21 protein-coding genes are annotated in these 25,864 nt (G+C 64.3%); 12 read left to right on the top strand and 9 right to left on the bottom strand.

Features of this window, described 5'->3' with window-relative positions:
• Nucleotides 1-12: 12 nt before the first annotated feature.
• Complete coding sequence (locus JQ591_RS35215) at nt 13-282, bottom strand: hypothetical protein (protein WP_249136346.1); 270 nt, start codon at nt 280-282, stop codon at nt 13-15.
• A gap of 347 nt (nt 283-629) precedes the next feature.
• Here JQ591_RS35215 and JQ591_RS02015 point away from each other — a divergent pair, with 347 nt between their 5' ends.
• From JQ591_RS02015 to JQ591_RS02005, 3 genes are all read left to right on the top strand, one after another.
• Complete coding sequence (locus JQ591_RS02015) at nt 630-794, top strand: hypothetical protein (RefSeq protein ID WP_211394383.1); 165 nt, start codon at nt 630-632, stop codon at nt 792-794.
• Nucleotides 791-1,000, top strand: a complete 210-nt coding sequence (locus JQ591_RS02010) for a hypothetical protein (RefSeq protein ID WP_211394382.1) — start codon at nt 791-793, stop codon at nt 998-1,000. The genes JQ591_RS02015 and JQ591_RS02010 overlap by 4 nt, the downstream gene beginning before the upstream one ends.
• 104 nt (nt 1,001-1,104) lie before the next feature.
• Entirely contained in the window at nt 1,105-2,040 is a 936-nt protein-coding gene (locus JQ591_RS02005; protein WP_211394381.1) for an AEC family transporter, read from the top strand.
• Between the two features lie 32 nt (nt 2,041-2,072).
• Here JQ591_RS02005 and JQ591_RS35210 read toward each other — a convergent pair whose 3' ends face one another.
• Both JQ591_RS35210 and JQ591_RS01995 read right to left on the bottom strand, forming a co-directional pair.
• Nucleotides 2,073-2,357 (bottom strand): hypothetical protein, encoded by a 285-nt coding sequence (locus JQ591_RS35210; protein ID WP_249136344.1) that lies wholly within the window; start codon nt 2,355-2,357, stop codon nt 2,073-2,075.
• Nucleotides 2,358-2,483: 126 nt separating this feature from the next.
• Entirely contained in the window at nt 2,484-2,831 is a 348-nt protein-coding gene (locus JQ591_RS01995; RefSeq protein ID WP_211394379.1) for a hypothetical protein, read from the bottom strand.
• Nucleotides 2,832-3,065: 234 nt separating this feature from the next.
• Between JQ591_RS01995 and JQ591_RS01990 the strand changes: the two genes are divergently transcribed.
• The 6 genes from JQ591_RS01990 (at nt 3,066) to JQ591_RS01965 (ending at nt 13,020) form a co-directional block, all read left to right on the top strand.
• The gene (locus tag JQ591_RS01990) at nt 3,066-3,386 is read left to right on the top strand and encodes a hypothetical protein (protein WP_211394378.1); all 321 of its coding nucleotides are present in this window, start codon (nt 3,066-3,068) and stop codon (nt 3,384-3,386) included.
• Nucleotides 3,387-3,609: 223 nt separating this feature from the next.
• Nucleotides 3,610-4,335, top strand: coding sequence for an outer membrane protein (locus JQ591_RS01985; protein ID WP_211394377.1), 726 nt, complete (start codon nt 3,610-3,612; stop codon nt 4,333-4,335).
• 164 nt (nt 4,336-4,499) lie between these two features.
• Nucleotides 4,500-6,653, top strand: coding sequence for a methyl-accepting chemotaxis protein (locus JQ591_RS01980; RefSeq protein ID WP_211394376.1), 2,154 nt, complete (start codon nt 4,500-4,502; stop codon nt 6,651-6,653).
• A gap of 95 nt (nt 6,654-6,748) precedes the next feature.
• Nucleotides 6,749-7,810 (top strand): MBL fold metallo-hydrolase, encoded by a 1,062-nt coding sequence (locus JQ591_RS01975; protein WP_211394375.1) that lies wholly within the window; start codon nt 6,749-6,751, stop codon nt 7,808-7,810.
• Between the two features lie 201 nt (nt 7,811-8,011).
• Complete coding sequence (gene hemA / locus JQ591_RS01970; RefSeq protein WP_211394374.1) at nt 8,012-9,241, top strand: 5-aminolevulinate synthase; 1,230 nt, start codon at nt 8,012-8,014, stop codon at nt 9,239-9,241.
• A 269-nt stretch (nt 9,242-9,510) separates the two neighbouring features.
• Nucleotides 9,511-13,020 (top strand): PAS domain-containing hybrid sensor histidine kinase/response regulator, encoded by a 3,510-nt coding sequence (locus JQ591_RS01965; protein WP_211394373.1) that lies wholly within the window; start codon nt 9,511-9,513, stop codon nt 13,018-13,020.
• A 10-nt stretch (nt 13,021-13,030) separates the two neighbouring features.
• On the opposite strand, the gene JQ591_RS01960 is transcribed toward JQ591_RS01965, so the two are convergent.
• The 3 genes from JQ591_RS01960 to JQ591_RS01950 all read right to left on the bottom strand — a co-directional run bounded on the left by JQ591_RS01960 (nt 13,031) and on the right by JQ591_RS01950 (nt 15,146).
• Nucleotides 13,031-13,585: a cytochrome P460 family protein gene (locus tag JQ591_RS01960; RefSeq protein ID WP_211394795.1), complete on the bottom strand. Its 555-nt coding sequence runs from the start codon at nt 13,583-13,585 to the stop codon at nt 13,031-13,033.
• 73 nt (nt 13,586-13,658) lie between these two features.
• Entirely contained in the window at nt 13,659-14,690 is a 1,032-nt protein-coding gene (locus JQ591_RS01955) for an alpha/beta fold hydrolase (protein WP_211394372.1), read from the bottom strand.
• Between the two features lie 36 nt (nt 14,691-14,726).
• Nucleotides 14,727-15,146, bottom strand: coding sequence for an organic hydroperoxide resistance protein (locus tag JQ591_RS01950; RefSeq protein WP_211394371.1), 420 nt, complete (start codon nt 15,144-15,146; stop codon nt 14,727-14,729).
• Nucleotides 15,147-15,345: 199 nt separating this feature from the next.
• On the opposite strand from JQ591_RS01950, the gene JQ591_RS01945 reads away from it, so the two are divergent.
• Nucleotides 15,346-18,186 (top strand): ATP-binding protein, encoded by a 2,841-nt coding sequence (locus tag JQ591_RS01945; RefSeq protein ID WP_211394370.1) that lies wholly within the window; start codon nt 15,346-15,348, stop codon nt 18,184-18,186.
• A 944-nt stretch (nt 18,187-19,130) separates the two neighbouring features.
• On the opposite strand, the gene JQ591_RS01940 is transcribed toward JQ591_RS01945, so the two are convergent.
• Together JQ591_RS01940 and JQ591_RS01935 are read right to left on the bottom strand one after the other, a co-directional pair.
• Nucleotides 19,131-20,156 carry a glycoside hydrolase family 5 protein gene (locus tag JQ591_RS01940; RefSeq protein WP_211394369.1) on the bottom strand — a complete coding sequence of 342 codons (1,026 nt, stop codon included), beginning with the start codon at nt 20,154-20,156 and terminating at the stop codon, nt 19,131-19,133.
• Nucleotides 20,153-21,463, bottom strand: a complete 1,311-nt coding sequence (locus tag JQ591_RS01935) for an O-antigen ligase family protein (RefSeq protein WP_211394368.1) — start codon at nt 21,461-21,463, stop codon at nt 20,153-20,155. Before JQ591_RS01935 ends, JQ591_RS01940 begins: the two co-directional genes overlap by 4 nt.
• A gap of 226 nt (nt 21,464-21,689) precedes the next feature.
• On the opposite strand from JQ591_RS01935, the gene JQ591_RS01930 reads away from it, so the two are divergent.
• Nucleotides 21,690-22,826, top strand: coding sequence for a GNAT family N-acetyltransferase (locus JQ591_RS01930; RefSeq protein WP_211394367.1), 1,137 nt, complete (start codon nt 21,690-21,692; stop codon nt 22,824-22,826).
• Between the two features lie 30 nt (nt 22,827-22,856).
• Here JQ591_RS01930 and JQ591_RS01925 read toward each other — a convergent pair whose 3' ends face one another.
• The gene (locus JQ591_RS01925; protein ID WP_211394366.1) at nt 22,857-24,080 is read right to left on the bottom strand and encodes an FAD-dependent oxidoreductase; all 1,224 of its coding nucleotides are present in this window, start codon (nt 24,078-24,080) and stop codon (nt 22,857-22,859) included.
• Nucleotides 24,081-24,501: 421 nt separating this feature from the next.
• Between JQ591_RS01925 and JQ591_RS01920 the strand changes: the two genes are divergently transcribed.
• Nucleotides 24,502-25,848: a lipopolysaccharide biosynthesis protein gene (locus JQ591_RS01920; RefSeq protein WP_211394365.1), complete on the top strand. Its 1,347-nt coding sequence runs from the start codon at nt 24,502-24,504 to the stop codon at nt 25,846-25,848.
• Nucleotides 25,849-25,864: the final 16 nt, after the last annotated feature.

Below are 25,864 nucleotides of genomic sequence, written 5' to 3'. Positions count from 1 at the left end.
CGATCGCGGTTTCTACTTCGTTCGTGGATTGGTGTTGTTCCAGGTGGGGACTGAGTTTGTTACGCCGACGGAGGGCTGGTTGGACGTTCCGACCGACGGCGCTGTCACGGTCCCGACAGTCTGCCCGGAACTTCCGATAGTCCCTTGCTGTACCGGTGCTCCGGAGCGTCCGCTCGTGCTGCTTGGTGTACCCGTCCCCGACGTTTGTGCGTTTACAGCGAGTGGCGCTGCGGCCAATCCGAGAGCAATAAGTGCAGCAATGGAGCGTTTCGTTCTTGTCATGGCTGATCCTTTCGGGCGCGGGCTCTCAATCGCGATGCCGTTCGTCAGGGCGCTCGTGCACTGAGTGACCGTACAACTCCTCGCGCGAGAAAATGTGCCGCAATGCCATCATGCCGCAGGGCTCAACACTTCATCACGATGCTGCGAAGCGGTCCCGGCCGAACAGATGCGACGTGAGATCGGCGCATCGCTAAAAGGTATCCCGTTCCACCTCAGGAACGGAATACTCACAAGGTTTTTATCCTTCGTGACCGCCCACACGGCTGCAAAGCTGAAGCCGGCACCCCACATCCGAATAGAATGATATCCATCATGTGATGATGGATTGAAGATCTATTGGAGCCGACATGGGCCAGGTTATTCAGTTTGTCTCGAAGTCCGAGCGCGAGCGCATTCGCCTCATCCAGGAAGCACGCGCGATCTACGACAGCATCTTCCCGCCGGCTGATCCGGTGAGCGAGCAGCACGCCGGAGCCGGTGTTCGCCGCAGCGACGGGGGCAATCTCGCGTGATCAAGATCATCGCCGTGCTCTGCAGCCTCGGCTCCCCGGCCAATTGCCACGAGCAGATCGTCACCACGTCGGACTTTGCCGACGTCTCGATGCAATCGTGCCTGATGGGCGCCCCGCAACTCGCCGAATGGATGAACCAGCATCCGGCCGAGCGCCTCGCCGGATGGCGTTGCGTGATCGGCCAACAGGGCCGCAGGGGCGCCTGAGATCGCAGGGTCCTGATCGGAACGTCGCGATCCGGTTGAACGGTGACGACGGCGCATCTCCAAGCTAGGATGGCATCCAACTGCCTGGCGGAGGGGGAAGCCGGATGGAGGTCGCCAGCCTCGTTCTTCCCGTGTTCGCGATCATCGTCACCGGGTGGCTCGCCGGAGAGCTCGGCTACCTCTCCCGCTCGCTTGCCGATGCCCTGGTGCATTTCGCCTACAACGTCGCGATGCCGGCGCTGTTGATCGTCACGATCGCGCAGGAGCCGGCACGCAATCTCCTGGAATGGCGCTTCCTGCTCGCATTCGGCGGCGGCTCGCTGATCTGCTTTGCGCTGGTGTTCCTGGCGGCCCGCGCCGGCGGCAAGCACGATCTCGCCAGCAGCACCATCCACGGCATGGCCGCGGCGATGACCAATACCGGTTTCGTGGCGCTGCCGATCCTCCACGCGATCTACGGTCAGCCCGCCGTCCTGCCCGCGGCAGTGGCGACGGTGTTCGTGGCCGGCGTGATGTTTCCGCTCACGGTCATCCTGCTCGAAAGGGATGCGCGCGGGGCTGCGCATTCCGGGGGACTGGTGAAGCAGATCCTGCTCAATCCCATGGTCCTGTCGACCCTCATCGGTCTCGCGTGGGCGATCGCGGGCTTGCCGATTCCGGCGCCGGTCGCGGCCTATCTGAACATGATTGCCGCCGCGCTCACGCCCTGTGCGCTGTTTGCCATCGGACTAGGTCTGTCCGTCGAGGGCCTGCGGTCGAACCTGAAGGCATCGTTCGCGCTTGCCACCGTGAAGCTGGTGGTGATGCCACTGATCGTCTACGGACTCTGTACGATCCTGAGCCTCAACCGCCTCGACGCGGCCGCCGCCGTCATCTGCGCGGCGGTGCCGACGGCGAAGACCGTGTATGTGCTGGCGCACGAACACAAGGTCGAGGAGAAGCTGGTCGCGGCCACGGTCTCGGTCACGACGATGCTGTCCGTCGCGACATTGCTGGTCGCGCTCTATCTTCTCTCTGGCCTTGCGACCGGCACAGGGTGACCGGCATTGGCTCGCGCCTCGCAGATGTGGCCCTATCTGGTGGTGTTGCTCCAGGTCGGGACTGCGTTGGTCACGCCCACCGACGGCCAGCTGTACGTTCCAATCGATGGTGCGGTGACCGTGCCGACGGTCTGTCCGGAACTGCCGTAAGTGCTGGGTTGCGTTGCCACCGGCCCTCCGGCGCCCCCATAGCTCGGGGCCACAACACCCGTGCTGTAGTGTCTGGCAGACCTGTACTTCTTCGCCTCGACAACGGAGGGGGCTGTAGCCAGCCCGACGGTGATAAGTGCGGCAATCGCGAGTTTGATGCTTGTCATGGCTGACCCCTTCGTCGCCGTGGGCCCCATTGTGCCAACTGTTCATTCATCGGGAAATTTCCATAGGACTCACGTTCATAACTTCGTGCGCGCGCGAAGGTGCCGGAGCGCGGTCGCACGGCCTGATCAGCGTCGCCGCGGCCGGCAGGCCTTGCGATTGTGGCGCTCCTTTACGGTCGCGACCGAGTGCATCAGTTCCTTGAAGGCCGCGACCGCCTCGTCATCGCCGAGTGCGCCGTCGCCGAGCGCGTCCAGATGTTCGATGACCACGAGCAGCGCATCCGCGATCTGGCCGATCTGCTTGCCGTAACTGCCGACATCCGACAGCAGGTCCTTCTCGACCTCCGGCGCCGAGGATTGACCAACCGTGATGTTGACGAGACCGAACTGGCCGCCGGTCGGGCTGAAGAACGACGTGATCGGGTTGATGGACTGCACGACGTCCCCCGACAGGGGCAGCTTGAACACGGGCATGCGGTTGTCCTTCCTTCACTGAGCCCGGCCAGCGCGAGACTAGCACGCCGCATCGATCGCTGCGCGTGCCTTGCCTTCGGATGGACCCGAATCAGCGCTAAAGCGTTTTCGAGCGAGGTGGATACCGGTTCGCGTGAAGAAGACGCGTCAAAACAAGAATCTAGAGCTTCGGTTCTGATTCAATCAGAACCGATCTAGTGCATTCACCTCATCGACTTCGCGTATTGAGGCGACATGACCGGTCCCGAACTGAAGCAGCTCCGCAACGACCTCTCAGACGCCCTCGAGCGCAAGCTCACCGCGGCCGACATGGCCCGGCTTTGCGGATTGCCGGAGAAGGGCGGCACCGACACCATCCGGCGCTGGGAAGTGAGCGGCCCGACACCGTCGGCGACCAGGGTGCTGCGCGTGCTCGCGATGGCGAGCGAGCGCTATCCGATCCTGGAGAAGTTCGACGTCTTCGATCGTCATGACGTGCGCGAGGAAGACCGGCCCGCAAAGCGCGCTGCATTCCGCGAACAGATGCGCGATGAGGCGCGGCGCCGTCTTGGTTAATGAGATACGCGCGCAAGTTACTCGAACGGCGCCGGGTTAAGCCTTCCTTCACCACTTCTTAAGCCGACATTAAGCACGAAAATCATTTGTAGCCCAATAAGTTAGGTTGGCTGCCGTTGTGCCATGCATGTGACAGCATTTTCGTCAAAAGCGAGCTATCTGCAAAACCAACGACGGCGCGGAAAGCGCGCCTGCCGGGGACCAAAGTGTTGGAGTTTGGACTATGAAGAAGATTCTGTTTGCGACCGTTGCGCTGCTCGTGGTGGGCGCTGCTGCGCCGGCGGTCGGTGCCGATCTCGGTAACCGCAACTACTACAAGGCGCCCGCGCCCGCCTATGCCGCGCCGATCTACAACTGGACCGGCTTCTACATCGGCGGCCATGTCGGCGGCGCGTTCTCCAGCGACAACAATTTCAGCGGCCTCTCCACCGGCAACAACGGCAACGGCCGTTTCCTCGGCGGCGTGCAGGCCGGCGCGGACTGGCAGTTCAACCCGAACTTCGTTGTCGGCGTCGAAGGCCAGTATTCCTGGCTCTCCGGCAGCGTCGGCGCGGTGTTCCCGGGCGGCATCGCCTACACCAACGACCAGCGCGGTCTCGGCTCGATCACCGGCCGCGTCGGCTACACCTGGGGCCCGGGCCTGCTCTACGTGAAGGGTGGCTACGCCTATTCGGACAACAACGAAAAGGTGACCGTCGGCGGCGTGCCGACCGGCTTCATCATCACCGGCGACCACCGCAACGGCTACACCGTCGGCGCCGGCCTCGAATACATGTTCGCGCCGAACTGGTCGGCCAAGGCCGAGTACCAGTACTACAATTTCGGTGACGCGCACTTCACTGCGGGCCCGCTGGCGGGCACCGGCAACTTCACCACCGACGACCACACCATCAAGGCGGGCGTCAACTACCGCTTCAACTGGGCCAACTCGGCGGTCGCGCGCTACTGAACGGTTACCAAGACCTTATCGTGATGGGGGGCCGGCATCGTTGCCGGCCCTTCTTTTTTCGCTGTGCGGAACACACGCAACCGATTGAGCAACTTGCGATTTTTTAACCTGACCCAAGGATACTCCGCAGCGAAAATATAAAAATCACGCGTGGGGGAATTTCGATGGCGATCCGTCTGGGCCTTGGCCGTTTGCTTGGTCGTATCCGGCCTCGTTTCAAAATGCCGACATGGGGCGTGCGCGGCAGCCTGTTCACGGCCTTCGCAGTGATCGCGGGCATGGGCCTCGTGATTGCAGCCGGCGCCGGCTTCGTCTTCAACCATCTCGGCAGCACCATGATGGACCTCAGCGGCCGCGACATCCCGCGCCTCTCCGCGAGCCTTCAACTCGCATCGCAAAGCGCAACGCTCGCGGCACAGGGGCCGGGCCTCCTGGCGTCGCCGTCCGACGAGGCGCTGAACGAACGCACCAAGAAGGTGCAGGAGATCCAGCAGCTCGCGATGGCCAAGCTTGGCGAGATCATCGAGCTCGGCGCCGACAAGCAGATCGCAACCGCGTTGCGCGACACCGCCAAGAGCATCGACGAGGCGACCCAGAGCCTGGTGTCGGCCGCGCGCGAACGGCTCGATACCGGCGCGCTGCACGACAAGCAGTATGAAGCACTCCGCAAGGCGCAGCTCAGCTTCGTCGGTGCGGCCGGTCCTGCCATGCTGGATGCGCAAACGCGCCTGAACGCAATCCTCGGCGCGGCGGACGTTTCCGCCGATGATGCCACCGAAGCCGCCCGCACCGTCTCCCAGGTCGCGACCATCTCCGCCAACGGCAATCTGATGGCCGCCGACATGATGGCGGCGCTGGCGGCCAACAACAGCGATACGTTGGAGGCGATCGAGAAGGAGTTCAAGGCGACGCGCGACCGCGTCAAGTCGAACCTCGAGGACCTGCCGAACATGGCCTCGATGCAAGCGGTGCGCGACGCCGTGCAAAAACTGTTCGCCTTCGGTGAGGGCAAGACCGGCGTGTTCAAGATCCGCCAGAAGGAGCTCGACGCCATCGACTACGGCCAGACCATTCTGGACGAGACCCGTAAACTCAATGTCGGCCTCGGCATCAGCGTGCAGCAGCTCGTCGAGGGCGTACAGAAGGAGACCAACGCGTCGACCTTCCAGGCGCGCCAGGAGATCTCGCTGGCGACGACCGCGATGCTGGCACTCGGCGCACTGATGCTGGTCGGCTCGGCGCTGTTCGTCTGGCTCTATGTCGGCCGCAACATCCTGCGCCGCATTCGCGAGCTTCAACGCGCCATGCAGTTGCTCTCGGCCGGCGACCTCGACACCGAGATCGTCCGCTCTCGGCAGAACGACGAGATCGGCGCGATGAAGGAAACGCTGACGGTGTTCCGCGACGGCATGATCGAAGCACGGGCGCTTGCGAGCGAGCAGGACAGGGATCGCGTCGCCAAGGCCGAGCGTGCGGCGCAAATGGAGGCGAAGATTGCAGAATTCGAGGGCACGGTCCGCTCCGCACTCGACAATCTCGCGCAGTCGGCCAATTCGATGCAGACGACCGCGCAGAGCATGTCGACCACCGCCGACCAGTCCAACGCGCTGGTGAACGCGGTGGCATCGGCCGCGGAGGAGACCTCGGTCAACGTGCAGACCGTATCGTCAGGCACCGAGCAGCTGTCGTCCTCGATCCAGGAGATCAGCAAGCAGGTGGTCACCTCGGCCGCGATCGCCAGGAAGGCGGTCGACGAAGCCGGCGCGACCGACGCCACGGTGCAGAGCCTCGCCGACAGCGCGAGCCGCATCAGCGTGGTGGTCGACCTGATCCAGACCATTGCCTCGCAGACCAATCTGCTGGCGCTCAACGCCACCATCGAGGCGGCGCGCGCGGGCGAAGCCGGCCGCGGCTTCGCGGTGGTCGCCTCCGAGGTGAAGAGCTTGGCGAGCCAGACTGCCAAGGCAACGGAGGAGATCCGCACCCAGATCGCCAGCATGCAGTCGGTGACGACTTCTGCCGTCGGCGCCATCCAGGGCATCGGCCGGATCATCGGCGAGATCAACGACGTCACCACGACGATCGCCGCCGCGGTCGAGGAACAGGGCGCGGCGACACGCGAGATCGCCCGCAACATCCAGCATGCGGCCGGCGGCACCAGCGAGGTCTCCAGCAACATCGTCGGCGTCTCCACGGCTTCGGCGGAAGCCGGCGCCGCGGCGAACGAAGTGCTCGGCGCCTCCGACGCGCTCCGCCGCGAAGCCGACATGCTGCGCGGAGAGATCGACGCGTTCCTCAACAACATGCGGGCGGCGTAAGCCGCCGTTCCGTAGCCCGGAATGACCGCTATGCGGCCCACGCCAGCGTCCTTTTTCGGCTGGCGCGCCGCAGCCAGTGGGTTTAATCCGGTAGCATGAACACGAAAACCGACACCGTGCAGTCCTCCGCCGACGCCTTGCGCTATCCCTGGGAGCAGCATCCCGGCCCCGAAGAGGTCGTGGAGGTCAGGCCCGGCGTGTTGTGGGCACGGCTGAAACTGCCGTTCCGCCTCAACCATGTGAACATCTACCTGCTCGCCGACGGCGACGGCTATGCCATCGTGGACACCGGCTTCGGCAACGAGGAGACGATCGAAGCCTGGACGAAGCTGTTCGACGGACCGCTGAAGGGCGTCAACATCACGCGCCTGATCGTGACCCATTCCCATCCCGATCATGTCGGTCTGGCCGGGTGGATCGTCGAGCGATTCAACTGCCCGCTGGTGATGTCGCAGGTCGAATATCTGCAATCGGTCTATCACCAGAACCGCGGCACGGAGGAGCGGCAGGAGGCGCAACGGCTGTTCTTCCGCCGCCATGGCATGGACGAGTCGCTCACGGAAAAACTGCTCGGCCGCGGCCAGGACTATCTCAAGCGCGTCTCGGTGCTGCCGCCGTCCTACCGCCGCATCTCGCATGGCGAGGACGTCGTGATCGGCACGCGCCGCTTCAAGGTGATCACCGGCGGCGGTCACGCGCTCGACCAGGTGATGCTGTATTGTGCCGACGACAAGCTGTTCCTCTCGGCCGACCAGGTGCTGAGCAAGATCTCGCCGAATGTCAGCGTGTGGGCGGTCGAACCCGACCAGAACTCGCTCGGCGAATATCTGGCCTCGCTCGCCAGCCTCACCACGACGCTGCCCTATGACATGCTGGTGCTGCCCGGCCACGGCGTGCCGTTCTATGGCTTGAAGACCCGCATCAAGCAGCTCGCCGATCACCACGAGGAGCGCTGCCGCCTGATCGCGGAAGCCTGCCGCGAGGTGCCGCAGACCTCGCGCGCATTGGTGCCCGTGGTGTTCAACAAGCACGTGCTGGACGAACACCAGATGGGTTTCGCCGCCGGCGAACTGGTCGCCCACGTCAACTACATGATCGTCGAAGGCCGGCTGACGGCGGAGACGAAGGACGGTGTGCTCCAGTTCAGGACGACCTGAGCGCTGACTTCGCCCTGGCGGATGGTGCAGAGCAACATTGCATCTCGCGCGAACTTGATCCGGATCAAGTTTCAAATCGCACGATAGGGCATTTTGCCCAGATGTCCCTCATGGCCAAATGTGGGATAGCGCATAGACATTGGAGCTGGAAAAGCTCTAAGGATATGCGGGTCTTTGGTCGGTTCCGCTGCAGGTTTGACGATGGATTACAGCCAGTTCTTCAATTCCGCCCTTGATCGTCTCCACACCGAGCGGCGCTACCGCGTGTTCGCCGATCTCGAACGCATCGCCGGCCGGTTCCCGCATGCGCTCTGGCACTCGCCCAACGGCAAGCGCGACGTCGTGATCTGGTGCTCCAACGATTATCTCGGCATGGGCCAGCACCCGAAGGTGGTAGGCGCGATGGTCGAGACTGCGACGCGGGTCGGCACCGGCGCCGGCGGCACCCGCAACATCGCCGGCACGCATCATCCGCTGGTGCAGCTCGAGGCCGAGCTCGCCGATCTCCACGGCAAGGAAGCCTCGCTGCTCTTCACGTCCGGCTACGTCTCGAACCAGACCGGTATCGCGACTATCGCAAAGCTCATTCCGAACTGCCTGATCCTGTCGGACGAGCTCAACCACAATTCGATGATCGAGGGCATCCGCCAGTCCGGCTGCGAGCGGGTCGTGTTTCGCCACAACGACCTCGCCGATCTGGAAGCGCTGTTGAAGGCTGCGGGCCCGAGCCGGCCCAAGCTGATCGCCTGCGAGAGCCTTTATTCGATGGACGGCGACATCGCCCCGCTCGCCAAGATCTGCGACCTCGCCGAGAAGTACGGCGCGATGACCTATGTCGACGAGGTCCACGCCGTCGGCATGTACGGCCCGCGCGGCGGCGGCATCGCCGAGCGCGACGGCGTGATGCATCGCATCGACATTCTCGAAGGCACGCTCGCCAAGGCGTTCGGCTGCCTCGGCGGCTACATCGCCGCCAACGGTCAGATCATCGACGCCGTGCGCTCCTATGCGCCGGGCTTCATCTTCACCACCGCGCTGCCGCCGGCGATCTGCTCGGCCGCGACCGCCGCGATCAAGCATCTGAAGACGTCGAGCTGGGAGCGCGAGCGTCACCAGGACCGCGCCGCCCGGGTCAAGGCGATCCTCAATGCCGCCGGCCTGCCGGTGATGTCGAGCGACACCCACATCGTCCCGCTGTTCATCGGCGATGCCGAGAAGTGCAAGCAGGCCTCCGACCTCCTGCTCGAACAGCACGGCATCTACATCCAGCCGATCAACTATCCGACGGTCGCCAAGGGCTCCGAACGCCTGCGCATCACGCCCTCGCCCTATCACGACGACGGCCTGATCGATCAGCTCGCCGAGGCCCTGCTGCAGGTGTGGGACCTCCTGGGTCTGCCGCTCCGCGAGAAGTCGATGGCGGCGGAGTAGCTCCGGGTCGTCCTGGCGAAAGCCAGGACCCATTACCCCGACTGTGAATTGTTGCGGCCCGCTGGGGCCATTGGGGTGCCCATAACCGTGTCCTGTGGTTATGGGTCCTGGCTTTCGCCAGGACGACGTTGGTCTCACCGTTTAACGACAACCCCAGTTCCCGCACCCGCACGGCATTTCGGTGTCGCCTGCGACCGTCCAACGCGCTAGATTTACAGGGAAAATGAGATCGGGCGCTGCCAGCGCGCCCAGGGAGAAGCACGCTCGCCATGCTGCACGATTGGGGCGTGATCGCCGCCGCCTTCGGCTATATCGGCTTTCTGTTCCTGGTGGCGAGCCATGGCGACCGCCGCTCGCCGGCTGGGCGCGGCCGCGCCTCGGGACTGATCTATCCGCTGTCGCTGGCGATCTACTGCACCTCCTGGACCTTCTTCGGCTCGGTCGGCTTCGCCACCCGCACCTCCACCGACTTCCTCGCGATCTATGTCGGCCCGATCCTGATGATCGGGCTCGGAGCCGGCGTACTCCGCCGCGTGATCCAGCTCGCGAAAGCCCACAACATCACCTCGATCGCCGACTTCATCGGCGCGCGCTACGGCAAGAGCCAGGCGGTGGCGGCAACCGTCGCGCTGATCGCGATCATCGGCTCGGTGCCCTACATCGCGCTCCAGCTCAAGGCGGTCGCCTCCTCGCTCGAAACCATCCTGAGCGAAGACCAGGCCTTCTCCCACATCCCGATCGTCGGCGACATGGCGCTGATGGTGACGCTGGCGATGGCGGCCTTCGCGGTGCTGTTCGGCACGCGGCAGACGGACGCCACCGAGCATCAGCACGGCCTGATGCTGGCGGTCGCAACCGAATCCATCATCAAGCTCGTCGCCTTCCTCACCGCGGGCATCTTCGTCACGTTCTGGATGTTCTCGCCGCACGAGCTGATCGAGCGCGCGATGAAGACACCGGAGGCAGTGCGCGTCATCAACTATTCGCCCTCGATCGGCAACTTCCTGACCATGACGCTGCTGTCGCTGTGCGCGATCATGCTGCTGCCGCGCCAGTTCCACGTCAGCGTGGTGGAGAATTCCTCGGACGCCGAGGTCGGCCGGGCGCGCTGGCTGTTCCCGCTCTACCTCGTCGCCATCAATCTGTTCGTGATCCCGATCGCGCTCGCCGGCCTCGTCAGCTTCCCGTTCGGCGCCGCCGATCCGGATATGTACGTGCTGGCGCTGCCGATGGAGGGCGGTGCGGATCTGCTCAGCGTCGCCGTCTTCGTCGGCGGCCTGTCGGCGGCGACCGCGATGGTGATCGTCGAATGCGTCGCGCTCTCCATCATGGTCTCGAACGATCTCGTGGTGCCCCTGGTGCTGCAACGGCGGCCCGAGGGGCGCACCGGCGGCGCCGATTTCAGCGACTTCCTGTTGCGCTCGCGCCGGCTCGCGATCTTCGCCATCATGGTGATGGCCTATTTCTACTACCGCGCGCTCGGCAACACCCAGCTCGCGGCGATCGGCCTGCTCTCTTTTGCCGCCATCGCCCAGCTTGCACCAAGCTTCTTCGGCGGGCTGCTGTGGCGGCGCGCGACCGCGCGCGGCGCGATCGGCGGTATGCTGGTCGGCTTCGCGGTGTGGCTCTACACGCTGTTCATCCCGAGCTTCATGGATTCCTCGACGGCGGGCATCCTGCTGCTCCAGCACGGCCCGTTCGGAATCGAGGCCCTGCGGCCGCAGGCGCTGTTCGGCGCCGACCTGCCGCCGCTGATGCACGGCGTCGTCTGGTCGCTGTCGCTCAACATCCTCACCTATGTGCTGCTGTCGCTGGCGCGCCGGCCGTCTTCGATCGAGCTGGTGCAGGCCGATCTGTTCGTCCCCAACACGCTCGCGCCGATCTCCCCGAGCTTCCGCCGCTGGCGCACCACCGTCACGGTGCAGGACATCCAGACCACGGTGGCGCAATATCTCGGCCCCGACCGCGCGCGGCATTCGTTCGAGGCATTCTCCGCGCGGCGCAATGTGCGGCTGGAGTCCGGGGCACCCGCCGATTTCGAGCTGCTGCAGCACGCCGAGCACCTGATCGCCTCCTCGATCGGTGCCGCCTCCTCGCGTCTCGTGATGTCGCTGCTGCTGCGCAAACGGACGGTGTCGGCGAAGGCCGCGCTCAAGCTGCTCGACGATTCCCATGCGGCGCTTCATTTCAACCGCGAGATTCTCCAGACCGCGCTCAACCATGTGCGCCAGGGCATCGCGGTGTTCGATGCCGATCTGCAGCTGATCTGCTCCAACCGGCAGTTCGGCGATCTCCTCAACGTTCCCCCCCATTTCATCCAGTTCGGCACGCCGTTGCGTGAGATCCTGGAATTCATGGGCGTGAGCGAGCCGACCGACCCGGTCGAGCGCGAAGCCATGCTGGAGCGCCGGCTCGCGGCTTACACCACCGACGGCGAGCCTTATCTCGAGCGCCTGCCCGACCGCCACATGGTGATCGAGATTTTGACCAACCGCATGCCCGGCGGTGGCTTCGTCATCACCTTCACCGACGTCACGCCCACGTTCGAGGCGGCCGAAGCGCTGGAGCGCGCCAATGCGACGCTGGAGAAGCGGGTGCGCGACCGCACCGAGGAGCTGACCCGGCTGAATTCCGAGCTGGCGCTGGCCAAGAGCGCGGCCGAAGACGCCAGCATCTCCAAGACGCGCTTTCTCGCCGCCGCCAGCCACGACATTCTCCAGCCGCTGAACGCGGCGCGGCTCTACGTCACGAGCCTGGTCGAGCGCCAGCACAGCGGCGAGGAGACGCGGCTGGTCGAGAATATCGACGAATCGCTCCAGGCGATCGAGGAGATCCTCGGCGCGTTGCTCGACATCTCCAGGCTCGACGCCGGCGCGATGACGACCTCGATCTCGAGCTTCAAGATGGCCGATCTGATGCGCTCGCTGGAGATCGAGTTCGCGCCGGTCGCACGCGCCAAGAATCTGGAGCTCGTCTTCGTGCCGTGCTCGCTGCCCGTCGAGTCGGATCGTCTCCTGCTGCGGCGGCTGCTCCAGAACCTGATCTCCAACGCGATCAAATATACCCCGCGCGGGCGCGTGCTGGTCGGTTGCCGCCGCCAGGGCCCTTCGCTCAAGATCTGCGTCTACGACACCGGCGTCGGCATCCCGCTGGTCAAGCGCGGCGAGATCTTCAAGGAATTCCACCGCCTCGAGCAGGGCGCGCGGATCGCACGTGGCCTCGGCCTCGGCCTCTCGATCGTCGAGCGTCTCGCCCGCGTGCTCAATCATGGCATCGCCATCGACAGCAATGCCGGCGGCGGCTCGGTGTTTTCCGTGACGGTGCCGACGGCGAAGGCGATCACCCACACCGCGGCCGTGACCAGCGCGACGCCGCTCGCGCGCACGCCGATCTCGGGCGCCCTGATCGTCTGCATCGAGAACGACGCCGCGATCCTCGACGGCATGCGCACGCTGCTGAAGGCCTGGGACGCCGAGGTGATCGCGGTCGCCGACCCCGAGGGCGCGATCGCCGCGATCGAAACTGCCGGCGGACGCGTGACCGGCCTGCTGGTCGACTACCATCTCGACCGCGGCAACGGCATCGCCGCGATCCGCGACATCCGCCGCCGCTTCGGTGACGGCATCCCCGCGATCCTGATCACCGCCGACCGCAGTCCCGCCGTGCAAATGGCTGCCCGGGATGAAAAGGTCGCGGTGCTCAACAAGCCGGTCAAGCCGGCTTCGCTCCGCGCCCTGCTCGGCCAGTGGCGCACGCAGCAGCTGGTGGCGGCGGAGTGAACCTCCGCACTCAGGGCGCAAGCCTCGTAAACACGTAGTCGCGACTCTTCGCGCGGGCTTCGTGGCAGGCGAAGCAGGTGCGGTGCTGGGCCTCGTCGACCGGCTTGCCGTTGACGAAGCGGCCAAATCCCCAGCCGCCGGTGGCGGCATATTTTCTGGAATCCTTGACCATCACCTGGACGGTGGTGGGCTCACCGGGAATCGTCGCGGACGAGAATTCAGGCGACTGTTTCCGCTTCCAGGCGCGCTTGACCAGAATTGTCCCGTCCGGGAACGGAAGCTTGCCGCCTTGGTAAGCATCGATCGCGGTCCTGTTGCCGACCACGGCACGCAGCTCGTCCAAGGGAGCCGCCTCCTCGGCCGGCGCAATCAGCTCCCACTGCTTGTAGCCCTCCGGGACAGTGACGCCGAAGATCGGCGAGGCATCCGCTGTCGTCGGGCCTTCGGCCAATGCGATGGTGACGAGATACGGCACGCATGTCAGGAGAACCACGAGGAGAATCGCGGCAAGCACGATCACCATGGAGAACGAGAATCTTTTCTTTTCAGTTTCAGTCGGCGTCATCATTCTTCATCAGGCTGGGATCAACGAATGATCCTCGGTCCAGCCGGGCCGGACCGAGGTGCTGCCAAACTCCTCAGGCGCCGCCGTCGACGTCGATGACGGCCTTGGCAAAGGCTTGCGGTGCTTCCTGAGGCAGATTGTGGCCCATACCGCCGGTGATCAGGCGATAGTCGTAGCGGCCCGAGAACTTCTTGGCATAGGCGCTTGGATCGGGATGCGGCGCGCCATTGGCGTCGCCTTCCATCGTGATCGTCGGCACGTCGATGACCGGAGCCGCGGCGAGCTTCTTTTCGAGATGCTCGTACTTCGCTTCACCCTGGGCAAGCCCGAGCCGCCAACGGTAATTGTGGATCGTGATCGCGACGTGATCCTTGTTGTCCAGCGCCGCCGCGCTGCGGGCGAAGGTGGCGTCGTCGAACTTCCACTGCGGCGAAGCGAGCTTCCAAATCAGCTTGGCGAAATCATGCGTGTACTTCTCGTATCCGACGCGGCCGCGCTCGGTCGCGAAATAGAACTGGTACCACCATTGCAACTCGGCCGACGGCGGCAGCGGCGCGTTGCCCGCGGCCTGGCTGGAGATCAGATAGCCGCTGACCGACACCAGCGCGCGGCAGCGCTCCGGCCACAGCGCGGCGATGATGTCGGCGGTGCGCGCGCCCCAATCGAAACCGGCGACGACCGCCTTCTTGATGTCGAGCTTGTCCATCAGCGCGATGATGTCGGCGGCCATTGCCGCCGGCTCGCCGTTGCGCGGCGTCTCGGCGGAGAGGAAGTGGGTCGAGCCGTAGCCGCGCAGATAAGGGATGATGACGCGATAGCCGGCCTTTGCCAGGATCGGGGCGACATCGACGAAGGCGTGAATGTCGTAGGGCCAGCCGTGCAGCAGGATCGCGACGGGGCCGTTCGCGGGACCCGCCTCCGCGTAGCCGACGTTGAGCACGCCGGCCTCGATCTGCTTGATCGCGCCGAACGACGCATTCGTCGCCGAGGAGCGCGGCGCTTCCGATTCGGCGCGGGCGAGGCCGATCACGCCAAGGCCGACGGCGACAGTTCCCGCGGCGACGCCGAAAAACTGTCGCCGGTGCTGGTCGATGATCTGTTTCATGGTGCTGCTTCCTTGTTGATGGTTGGAGGTGGTGCGTCAGATCAGCGCGACCGTGACGTCGATGTTGCCGCGGACGGCTTTGGAATAGGGGCAAGTCTGGTGCGCCTCATCGATGAGGCCGCGCGCGATCTCGCGATCGAGGCCGGGCAGGCTGACATCGAGGCGTGCCCTGAGCGAATAGGCGCCCTCGGCGAGCACGAGGTCGATCTCCGCATCGATCGCGCATTTCCTGGGGAGCTCGATCTTCCGCTTGCGGGCCGCGATCTCCATCGCGCCTTCGAAGCAGGCCGACCAGCCGGCCGCGAACAATTGCTCGGGATTGGTGCCGATGCCGGTGCCGCCCGGCGGCGACAGCTTGACATCCAGGCGGCCGTCGGAACTGCGCGATATGCCGTCCTGTCGCCCGCCGCTGGTGCGGGTCCGGGCCGTGTAGAGCAATTTTGCCGCTTCGGTCATGAAGGTCTCCTTGCCGTCTCGCAACTGACTAGCAGCGGCTGCCGCGAGACACCCGTTTGGACTTGTGAGAAGTTGTGAGGTCTCGGCTCGCGCGCCTCACAAGGCCTGCATCCGCGGTCTGATCGCGACGCAGGGGACGACCTTGCCGGATCGCGATCATCTGGCTATCCGGTCCTTTCGAAAGGATCAGGATTCCGCCATGACCGAGCCGGCCGGCACTGCAACGGGAACTCTCTCGTTTGGGCCATTCACCGTGACGCCAAATGAAAGACTCGTGACGCGCGATGGCGTCGCGCTGTCGCTCGGTGCAAAGGCTTTCGACACGCTGCTCGCGCTGATGTCGCGGCCGAACCAGGTCGTCAGCAAGTTTGATCTGATGGCCCTGGTGTGGCCCGGCGTCACAGTCGAAGACACCAATCTGCGCTTTCACGTCGCAGCGCTCCGCAAAGTCCTGGGCGACGGCAAGGACGGCGCCCGCTACATCACCACACTCTCCGGCCGCGGCTATTGCTTCGTGGCGCCGATCTCGCAGGTGAAGATCCCGGCAGAGCGGCGCACCGCGCCGCGAACGGAATTGCCGCCCGTCAAACTGCCGAACCGGCTGCAACGGATGGTCGGGCGCGACGATACGGTCGCCGCCGTCTCCGACAGGCTCATCGGCTCGCGCTTCGTCACGATCGCCGGCCCAGGCGGTGTCGGCAAGACCGCCGTTGCGGTCGCCATCGCTCACGACCTGCTCGAGACATTCTCCGACGCCGCACATTTCGTCGATCTTGCCGCGCTGAGCGATCCCGATCTCGTGATCACCTCGATCCTGCTGATGCTGGGCTTGCCGGCGCAAACCGACGATCCCCTGCCCGCGCTGCTCGCGCATCTCCGGGACAAGCGGATGCTGCTGATCCTCGACAATTGCGAACACGTCATCGCAGCCGCAGCGCCGCTGGCCGCCGAGATCTTCCACGCCGCACCGCATGTCCATATCCTGGCAACGAGCCGCGAAGCCCTGCGGGTCGAGGGCGAGCAGGTCTATCGGTTGGCGCCGCTCGCGGTTCCGCCCGACAATCCCGGGCTGACGGCAGCCGCGGCGCAGACTTATCCCGCGCTTCAACTCTTCCTCGAACGTGCGGCGGCCGGCGGCGCACAGATCGCGCTCGACGACGCCAATGCCGCAATCGTCGCCGGCATCTGCCGCAAGCTCGACGGCATGGCACTGGCGATCGAACTCGCCGCCGGCCGGGTCGAAGCCTACGGCCTGGAGCAAACCGCTGCATTGCTCGACGAGCGCCTCAATTTGCTCTGGCAGGGCCAGCGCACGGCGCCGCCGCGACAGAAGACGTTGCAGGCGACGCTGGCCTGGAGCTACGGGCTCCTGTCCGACATCGAGCGTCTCGTGCTGCGCAGGCTCGCGGTCTTCGCCGGTCACTTCACCATCGACGCCGCACTCGAGATCGTGCCGGACGAACGCGTCGACCGCTCCCGCCTGTTCGACGCCATCGACGGCCTGGTGGCCAAGTCGATGGTCGCGGCGCGGCCGATCGGCGCCATGATGCGCTACCGTCTGCTCGACACGACGCGCGCCTATCTGCTCGAGATCGAGCCCAACGACGCGGCGCTCGCCGCCCGCCACGCGACCTATTACCGGCGATGGCTGCAGCAGGCCGGCACGACATGGGCCACGGTGCCGAGCGCCGACGAGCGCGCGATCCACTTCTCCGCGCTTCACAACGTGCGCGCCGCACTGGACTGGTGTTTTGGCACGGACGGCGAAGCCAACATCGGCATTGCACTGGCCGCAGCTGCAGCGCCAATTTTTCTCGCGATGTCGCTGCTGGTCGAGTGCCGGCGCTGGTCTGAACGCGCGCTGCTTGCGATCGATCCGTCCTCGCGCGGCGGCGCCGAGGAAATGCACCTCCAGGCCGCGCTCGGACTGACCTTGATGTTCACGCGCGGCGGCAGCGAAGCGGCGCGTGCCGCCTTGAGCCGGAGCCTTGCGATCGCCGAGGCGCGCGGCGACGCGCCGAACCAGCTCCAGCTGCTCGGCCGCATGCATATCTTCCACGAGCGGATGGGACAGTTCGACGCCGCGCTCGGCTATGCGCAGCAGAGCCTCACGGTCGCCGGAACACTCGGCGATGCCGCCTCCCTCGCCCTCGCCCATTCGCTCCTCGGTGTCTCCTTGCATCTTGCCGGCGAGCATCGCGACGCGTTGACGATGCTGGAGGCCGCATGGCACGGGCCGGGCACGGAACGGATCAGCACGGTCTACGGCTTCGATCACCGCAACCGGGCCGGCATCTCGCTCGCGCGCGAGTTTTGGTTGCAGGGCCGCCCCGCGGATGCGCTGCAACTGGCCCGGCAGACGGTGATCGAGGCCGCGCAGATGGACCATCCGATCACGCTCTGCATTGCGTTGATCTGGGCGGTCTCGATCGATCTCTGGAGCGGAGACCTCGATGGCGCAGAGGAGAACATCGACCGCTTCATCGCCCATGCCGAGTCGCGCTCCATGGGCCCTTATCTGGCGGTCGGCCGCGGCGTCAAAGGCGAACTGGCGATCCGGCGCGGCCATGCCGCCGATGGCGTCGAGACGATCGGGGCGTGTCTGCGTGAGCTCCACGAGGCCGGCTACGAGCTGCTCACCACGACGTTCAACATCGCACTAGTTCAGGGCTTGATGGCGCTTGGGCAGATCGAGCGGAGTGCGTGCCTGATCGACGACGCGATCCGCCTCGTCGAGCAAGGCGGCGATCATCTGTACATGCCCGAGCTGCTGCGCATGAAGGGCAGGGTTCTCCTCGCGAGGCCGCAGCCCGCGGCTGATCAAGCAGAAACCCGCTTCATGCAATCCCTGGATTTGAGCCGCCGCAAAGGCGCAAAAGCCTGGGAGCTGCGGACCGCGATCGATCTCGCCGGGTTGCTTGCCGAACGCGGCCGGCGCGAGGAAGCGAAACGGTGGCTTCAATCTGCATACGAAGGCTTTGCCGAGGGCTCGGAGACAGCGGACATCAGAGCCGCCGACAAGTTGTTGCAGACATTATGACGCGGGCTCGGGGCCTCTCGTGTCCCGGCTCTGCAGCGCACCGCAAGGGCGCTGCGCCGCGTCCGGGGCACGAGAGCGAAGTGTGGCGCACACTCTCTCAAAGCGTCATTGTCCAACAGGCATCTTACGTGCACTCGTAGGATGGGTAGAGCGAAGCGAAACCCATCACCTCTCTTCGCGTAAATGGCCGATGGGTTTCGCAAGTGCTCTACCCATCCTACGCCTTCCAGACACACCTTTTCATCCTCGCGGCGCGTTCGCCCGAGTTTTGCTTCGTCGCTCCAACCCTCTTGTCCAAGAGGGCGCAGGGAAGGCCGGGTGCCGGCTGGCACCCGCGGTCCGCTGCGCGAATGTAGCGCAGAGAAAACCGCACAGCAGCATACAGGTGTAGCCTAACACACGGCCTTCCCTGCGCAGTGGTTGGACGGCTTATGCCGTGCTCTCCCGGGAGCCGAGTTCGTTCTGGCCTCCCTCGCCCCAGCGAAAGTCGCCGACATCGCGCCGGTTGACGCAAGTGCCGCATCCGCCAAGGCTTGACCGTAGCAACGACGGCCAGGACCACACGGTTTTGCCGTACGCACGGCTCGCTTGTTCGCAGCATTATCCTCTGGCGTTGTCGACGTTGCCGGAAGAATGCTGGCGAGACGAACCTGACAGCGCCGCTCGTCGGCACGAAGTTTCGGGCTCACGGAGAGCAATCCGCCCTGCCCTTAACTTGTCGCGCCCGAACGCTATCGCGTCCACCGCAAGCCCGGCTCGCGACAGTGACGACACATGATCGCCCCTCTTGGGTGAGCCGGGATGGGCGACACATACGCCATTTCCGAATTTCGGTAAAGTGGAATATTTTTGCCGAGAGGGGTTGACGGGATGACGGGTGTTTTGCCCGACGGGTCCCGGCCCGACACTCCTTCCGCGACGCGAGCGGGCCCGAGGGCGCGGCGTCAACGCGTCGTCGGCATCAGGGCGCGCAGGATGTCCGGCTTCCAGGCCTGACGGGCGCTGTCGAAGGCTGCGAAGTCGTGATCGAACTGCCAGTAGGCCCATGCCCAGCCAAGTCTGTCGGCGCTTCTCGCCACGAACGACAAATATCGCTGGCGAGCGTCGGTTGGCGCGCGCTCGTACACTCCGAACTCGCCGAGATAAACCGGGCGCTTCTCTTTCTCCGCCCAGGCGCTCATCTTCTTGAAATCGGCGGCAGCCTTCGCTTCGTCGTCCGGGCTGCCCCAGTCCAGGGGCCCGATCCGCGAGAACGTTGGAGACCACGGCGCGCCCTGATGGGTGAACCGTATCGGCGCGTAATAGTGAAACGTGACGATGAGGTGCCTGTCGTCGGCCGGCAGAGCCAGCTCGTCGACAGGGATCTCATCGGTGTTGAGAACGGCGGCGATGACCGGCCGTTCGGGATTGGTGCGGCGGATGATGCCGAGACATTCATTGAGCAGCGAATTCCAGCTGGCGGACGTCATTTCTCCACCAGGCTCGTTCAACACCTCGAAGACGAGCGCCGGATATTTGCCGGCATAACGCTCGGCGATCTGCCGCCAGAACGCCTTGAGCTTCTCGGCGCATTCGGAAACGTCGCGCTGGCAAAGGTGGGTATCGTGCTCGTCGACGATCGGAACGAGTTTCCTCGCCAGAACGTCCTCGATGACGGCGTCGAGCCGCCGCAGGACGATCTCGTCCAGGACATTCCCCGGGCCCATGAACTTGAAGCCGAAGAAATTGATCCTGACGTGCGCGAACCCTGCCTTCTTGATCGTGGTCAAATTGTCCAGGCGAAACGGCGCGTTCTGGCCGCCTTCCCAGATTCCATCGTAGCCGAGAATGTTGATACCGTGACCCAGTTTTGGCGTGTCACGGGAGGCGGCCTGCTCGGCCGCGCGGGCGTGGGAGAACAGCGATGTAAGGAAAACCGCCGCCGCCGCAAGATTGAAGCGTCTCGGCCAACGAGCGCGCATGGCGGTCATGCTGCTTCCAATCGCAAAGACTGGAATTCCGTCGGTCGCACCGGTCTGCACGTCGCGAAGAAAAGCCCTACCAGCAGCACCGATGTGAACATCGTCGAGCGAAGGAATGTCGTCTCGGTAAAATTGGTCTGAAAGCTGAGGACGACAAATCCGATGATGAGGGCACAATGCGACCGGTCGATCGTGCGAGCGGAAATCAGATGGAGGATCTTGTGCGAGAACAGGAAGACGCTCGCGGCAAAGAGCGTGTACCCCAGAAATCCGGTTTCCATCAGGATCGCGATGTAGCCGCTGTGATAATTGTCGAGGACCCAGCCGTGGTTCTGCTCGAAATAATCGTAGATCGACGGGATCGTCCAGAAGCCGTTGATGCCGAAGCCGAGCAGCGGCGCATCGTTGAAATGGCTTATGGCGTAGTGCCAGATGAAGGTCCGTTCGGTGAAATCGATACTCGCGTCGCCGATATGGATGGCGTCATATCCCGTCGCATAAAAATACAGGATCAGAAGGCCGGCCAGAATGCACATGATGAACGGCAGGAGCGCATAGAGCCTCATGCAGCCGATCGACCACATCGAGGTCACGAGCATGGCGCAGGCGGCCAGCGCGACAGCGCCGGCGCCGCGCGATTCCGACGCGAGCACGCAGGTCGACGCCAGCAGGAATACGACGAGGAAGGCCAGCCACCCCTGCCCCGTCATCTTTCGATAGCAGGCCAGGAACATCAGATACGCGCCGACGAAGCCGAGCGTCTGCTTCGATTCGTAGACGCCCTGCCATTGACCGTTGTGCATCCAGCTGTGGTCGATCCCGATGTCGGGTACCGCAACCGCGCAGACAGCCGACGCGGCGACCAATATGAAGAGCCCAAGGGCCGTGGCTCTCACGATCTCGTCCAGGTCGACGCGCGTGACGAGGCAAAATGCGCCGAACGTCGTCATCGCAAGCGCCGCACTCTTCATGATCGCGGCGACGCTCAGGCTGGACCAGAACACCGAGACAATTGCGAAGGCGTAGAACGCGATCAGCGCCACCAGATCGAGATTGACCTGTAACCGCAGGCGCGGCTGCACGAATGCACTTGCGTAGATGAGCACAGCCCACATCAGAAGCGCGACGGCCTGTTGCAGAAAGCTGAGTTCCGCCGGCAGTAGCGCGGCGTTGAAGATGCCCATCGAAGCGACCACGTTGATGGTGATCGAACAGCTGATCGCGGCCCTGGCAATCTTCTCAACGCCAACGCTGCGCGTCGTCCAGATCGCGCTCCCGGGTGCCCCGGAATCCACCTCGGTCTGCAGACTGGCCATGAGATGACCTTCCTTAAGCGCGGTTAATAATTTGCTAGCGAAGGTCGATCTCTACCGCCGCGAGCCGCTCGGGCGCGAAATTTAACGGTTTGGTAACGATATGGGCCTTGCTCGAGGCATTAATGCAAATCACACGCCGCCGGTGTCTCGCCCGTAACGACCCTGCTATAAAGCGCAGGTCCGGCTCGATCCACCGTCCCGAGCTATCCGGTTTCCCTGGTTGTGCATGAACAGAGCTAGCAACACGTTCGACATCGCCATCGAGCAGGGATTCGACTTCCTGTCGCCGGACTACGCGGAGCTGTTCGACAACTCGGCCGCCACCGCGTTCCAGCATCCGCTCTGGCTGGATAGCCTCTACGGCAGGCTCGCGTCTCATGCAGGCGCAACTCCCCTGGTCGTCGTCGTCCGCCGCCGCGCGACGGGCACCCTTGCGATGGTGCTGCCCTTGCTGCGGCTCCGGCGCGGTCCGATACGGACCGTCGAGTTCGCCGACCTCCGCGTTTCCGATTATCTGGCGCCGGTGTGCAGCCCGCAGGTATTTTCCGAGCTGCTCAAGGACGAGAGCGCGTGCGCGGAGATTCGGTGCCTCGTCCGCCCGTTCGATCTGCTCCGAGTGACCAAGCTGCCGGACGGACGGCTTCCGATCGAGAACCTCCTGGCTACGCCGCGCCGCGTGGCGATGGACTCCAATGCCTACGCGACCGTTCTCGTCGCGCCGTTCGAGCAATGGCGCGCCAGTGCGATGGACCGTTCCTACCAGAAAGAGCTCGCAAAAAAATCCCGCCAGCTCCAGAAGAAGGGCGACCTGAGTTTTTCATGCTGCAGCGACAGCGCCTCCGTCCTCGACGCGCTGGACGTGATGCGGAAATTTCGCGGTCCGCGCTTTCAGGCGCAAGGCGACGGAGATCTGCTCCAGCGCCCCGAATATTACGGCTTCTATTCCGACGTGGCGCACCGCGGTCTTGGCTCCTTTGTCCGGCTCTATGCCATGAAGATGGACGGCGACGTGATCGCCGCCGTGCTCGGTCTCTGCCATCAAGGCAGCTTCCTCGTCATCATGAGCGCCTTCGACATTGCCGGATACAAGAGCCAGTCCCTCGGCGCGCTGATGTTCGAGCAGGTGGCGCGGGATTGCATCGAGCGCGGGGATCAGATGCTCGATTTCACCATCGGTGACGAGCCCTACAAGAAACTGTTCGGCGCGCAGCCTTCGCCGATGTGGGCGGTGACGCAGGCCGGCAGCACCACCGGCGCCATTTCCTTGTTCGCGCTGAAACAGGCCCCCTGGCTCAAACTGGCTGCCAAGCGAATGTCGGAGTTCAGGCTCCTGCCGACCCGCACCTCGACGCCCACGCGCTGACCGGCACGAGGCGCCGGCCAGGTGCGGCTCTCAGGCGCGCAGCGCGCTTCGAACATGCGCGAGCCAGCCCGGCCGCATTTGATCGACGCGGTGGGTGATACTGCGGCGCAGGAAGTGCAGCCGCCGCCGCACGTCCCAGCCGATATCGTTGCGGGACGTCAGGGCCTGCCGGAAGCGCGCCATCTTCAGTGACTGCTGGTCCGCCGCGACCTTGTCGGGATCGGAATAGAATTCCGAGATCTTCTCCTGGCTCATGCCCTCGCTCACGAGCCAACGCGGCGCATATTCGGTGCAAAGGCGCTCGACGTCGACCAGCAGGCGGGCAACGCCGGTGCCGGCGGCCGGACAATTGGTCTGGAACGCATCGCCGATGAGCACGACGCCGGGCTGGAGATGTCCTTCCACGACGGACAGGTCCATCACCCAATTCTGCACCCGGTCGGTCACGTGGAAATCGCCGAGGTAAGGCCGCAATCCCGGCAGCAGGCGCAAAACTGTCGCTTCCGGTTCGCGGCGCAGCTCGCGCATGATCGGATCGGTCGGGTCGCGGAACATGAAGAGGTTCGCCCGCATGCCGGCACGCACGGGAAACAGGCTGAGGTAATCGATGCCGTCCGCCGTGCGCTCGCCGTAACAGGTCAGCGCCTCGAAATCGAACGGCGCATCGTCCCAGCGGGCGATCGTGAAGCCGAACGAAACCGAATGGCGCTCGGCCAGCACGCGCCGCTTGATGCCGAGCTTGTAGCCGAGAACGCCCGCCATGCCCGTGGCCAGAACGACGAGGCGTGCAGTTACGCGCCGTCCGGACGCGAGCTCGATATGCTGGACATCGTCGCTACAGGTGACGGCAGTGACCTCGTCGACGATCAGGCTGGACGGACCAGGCAGTTGGCTGCGCGCCATGGCGACGAGATCGGCATAGGCAAGTCCGTAAGCCCGGCCGACGCTGACATCGACCACCTTGCCTTCCCTGATATTGAGCACCTGATCATATCGGCAGGCCACGTCGTCGAGCGCATTGAGGAAGCCCAGCTTGCACAACATCTCCAGCTGATGGCCGCCGATCTTCTCGACCCGGAACTCGTCCGGATAGACCGCGCGCTTGTCGACGAGAGCAACACGATGCCCTGCCCGCGCAAGCACCGCCGCCGCGAGCGATCCCGCAAGGCCGCCGCCGACGATGGCGATGTCCGCAACAATCGTCGAAGTGCCGGCTGCGGCAATCGGCTCGGTCACGTTGCTATCCGCCGTCATGGTCCAGGCTCCCACGGTCAACGATGGTTGCACGTGCAATTCTCTCGCCTGATGTCGCATCGCAGGACCAAACGCGATCATTTCTCGATATCTCGGTTAATGCAGCGGAGACCTGCCCGGCTTGACGATATCCGGCACACGCCTTGCTCGGGATGCCCGGCCGGTCCGCATTCAAGCGCCTCATCTCGCCTCATTGGCCGTCGATGCGGCGCTATGCCGCCACGCGATCGGGCTGCTCTCTGCTCTATCTGGGACAATGGGGTCAGCGATGTTCCATAGTGAAGCAACAGGCATGGCCGCGACGTCGTCGTGGCCGGCACGATCATGGAGCCGCCCATTAACACTCGCGGTTTTCCGACATGCTAGGCTGTCGCCGCTATCGGAAAATGTCCCTTCAGGGGGAGTTGCCCCTTAAATTTCCATGATCGAATCCATCATCCAATTCATGCGGCGCGACGTGACGCGCGGTGTTGCCGGAACCATCCTCCTCAAGGTTGGTAGCGGCGCGCTTGCGTTTGCGTTGTTCTCGCTGGCGGCACGAACGATGTCGCCCGATGGATTCGGCATCTTTGCGACCTGGCTTTCGGTGGCCCAGATGGCGGCGGTCGTCGGACTGGTGGGCCAGGAATCGCTGCTGGTGCGATTTCTGAACGAGTATCGGGTGGGACATCAGCACGATCTCACGAAGGGCGTGCTGCTATCGAGCCTCAAGATTTCCTCCGTCGCGATGCTGATTGCGATCGGCGCAATCGCGATCGGCGCGAACATCAGAGGCGCCTCGTGGCTGCTGGTTCTCGCGGTGTCGGCCTACACGGCCGTGAATGCGGGACTGATGCTCGGCAGCCAGATCGCACGCTCGCTGGTCAGCATTCTCATGGGAGAAGGAAACAGGGAGTTCTTCTGGCGCGTCAGCGTCGTGCTGTTTCTGCTCGCAATCATGTTCGGCCATCGCCAGCTCGATCCTGCCGAATTGATCGCCGTGATGACGATTGCCATGTCGGTCGGGCTGGTCGCGCAGATCATCGCGATCGCGCGAGTTCTGCCGGATTTCCGCGGTACGGCGGTGCGTTCCGAGACGTCGCGTTGGAGATCGAGCGCGCTTCATTTCTGGGTCGCGTCCATCCTCGAAGCCGCGAACCAGTATTTCGACGTCATTCTGGTCTACTGGATGCTGGACCCGGCAACCGCCGGAGTTTATTTTGCCGCTTCGCGCCTGGCCAACATCTTCGCCATGCTGTCGGCTGCACTGTACAGTTTTGGCGCACGTCGGCTCCCCTCGCTATATTTCAGCAAGAACCACCAGGAATTCGAGCGAACGTTGCGGCTTATGGCGGAAGTGACCGCGATGTGCGTGGTCAGCGGACTTCTCCTGATGTGGATTGGAGGTCCCCATCTGCTCAACCTGTTCGGGCCGCATTTCGCTGCGCAGCACTGGGTCCTGATCGTGCTCGCGATCGGAACGGCGTTCCAGGCGGCGGGCGGTCCGTCTGCGGCGATATTGCAGCTGACCGGCTATGAGCGCGAGTATGTCCCTGTGATTGCCGGGAACGTAGCGCTGCGGCTGGTCGGATTTCTCGTCCTCATTCCCTGGCTCGGCGTTCTTGGCGCAGCGATCTCGGCCACTGTGTCGCTGGCGCTCGCGACCATCGCCCTCAACATCCTCTGTCGCCGGCGAACCGGGGTCGATCCTTCGGTTCTGGGGCTTTTGCGCTTCTCGGCATCGAAGCGTAGCGCCTACGCGATCCGCGGCGCGGACTCCGGCGAATAGACGTCCGGTCAGCCGA

It is taken from the genome of Bradyrhizobium canariense (assembly GCF_018130465.1).
GTDB lineage: Bacteria > Pseudomonadota > Alphaproteobacteria > Rhizobiales > Xanthobacteraceae > Bradyrhizobium > Bradyrhizobium canariense_C.
This window is presented reverse-complemented; position numbering and strand designations above follow the sequence as displayed.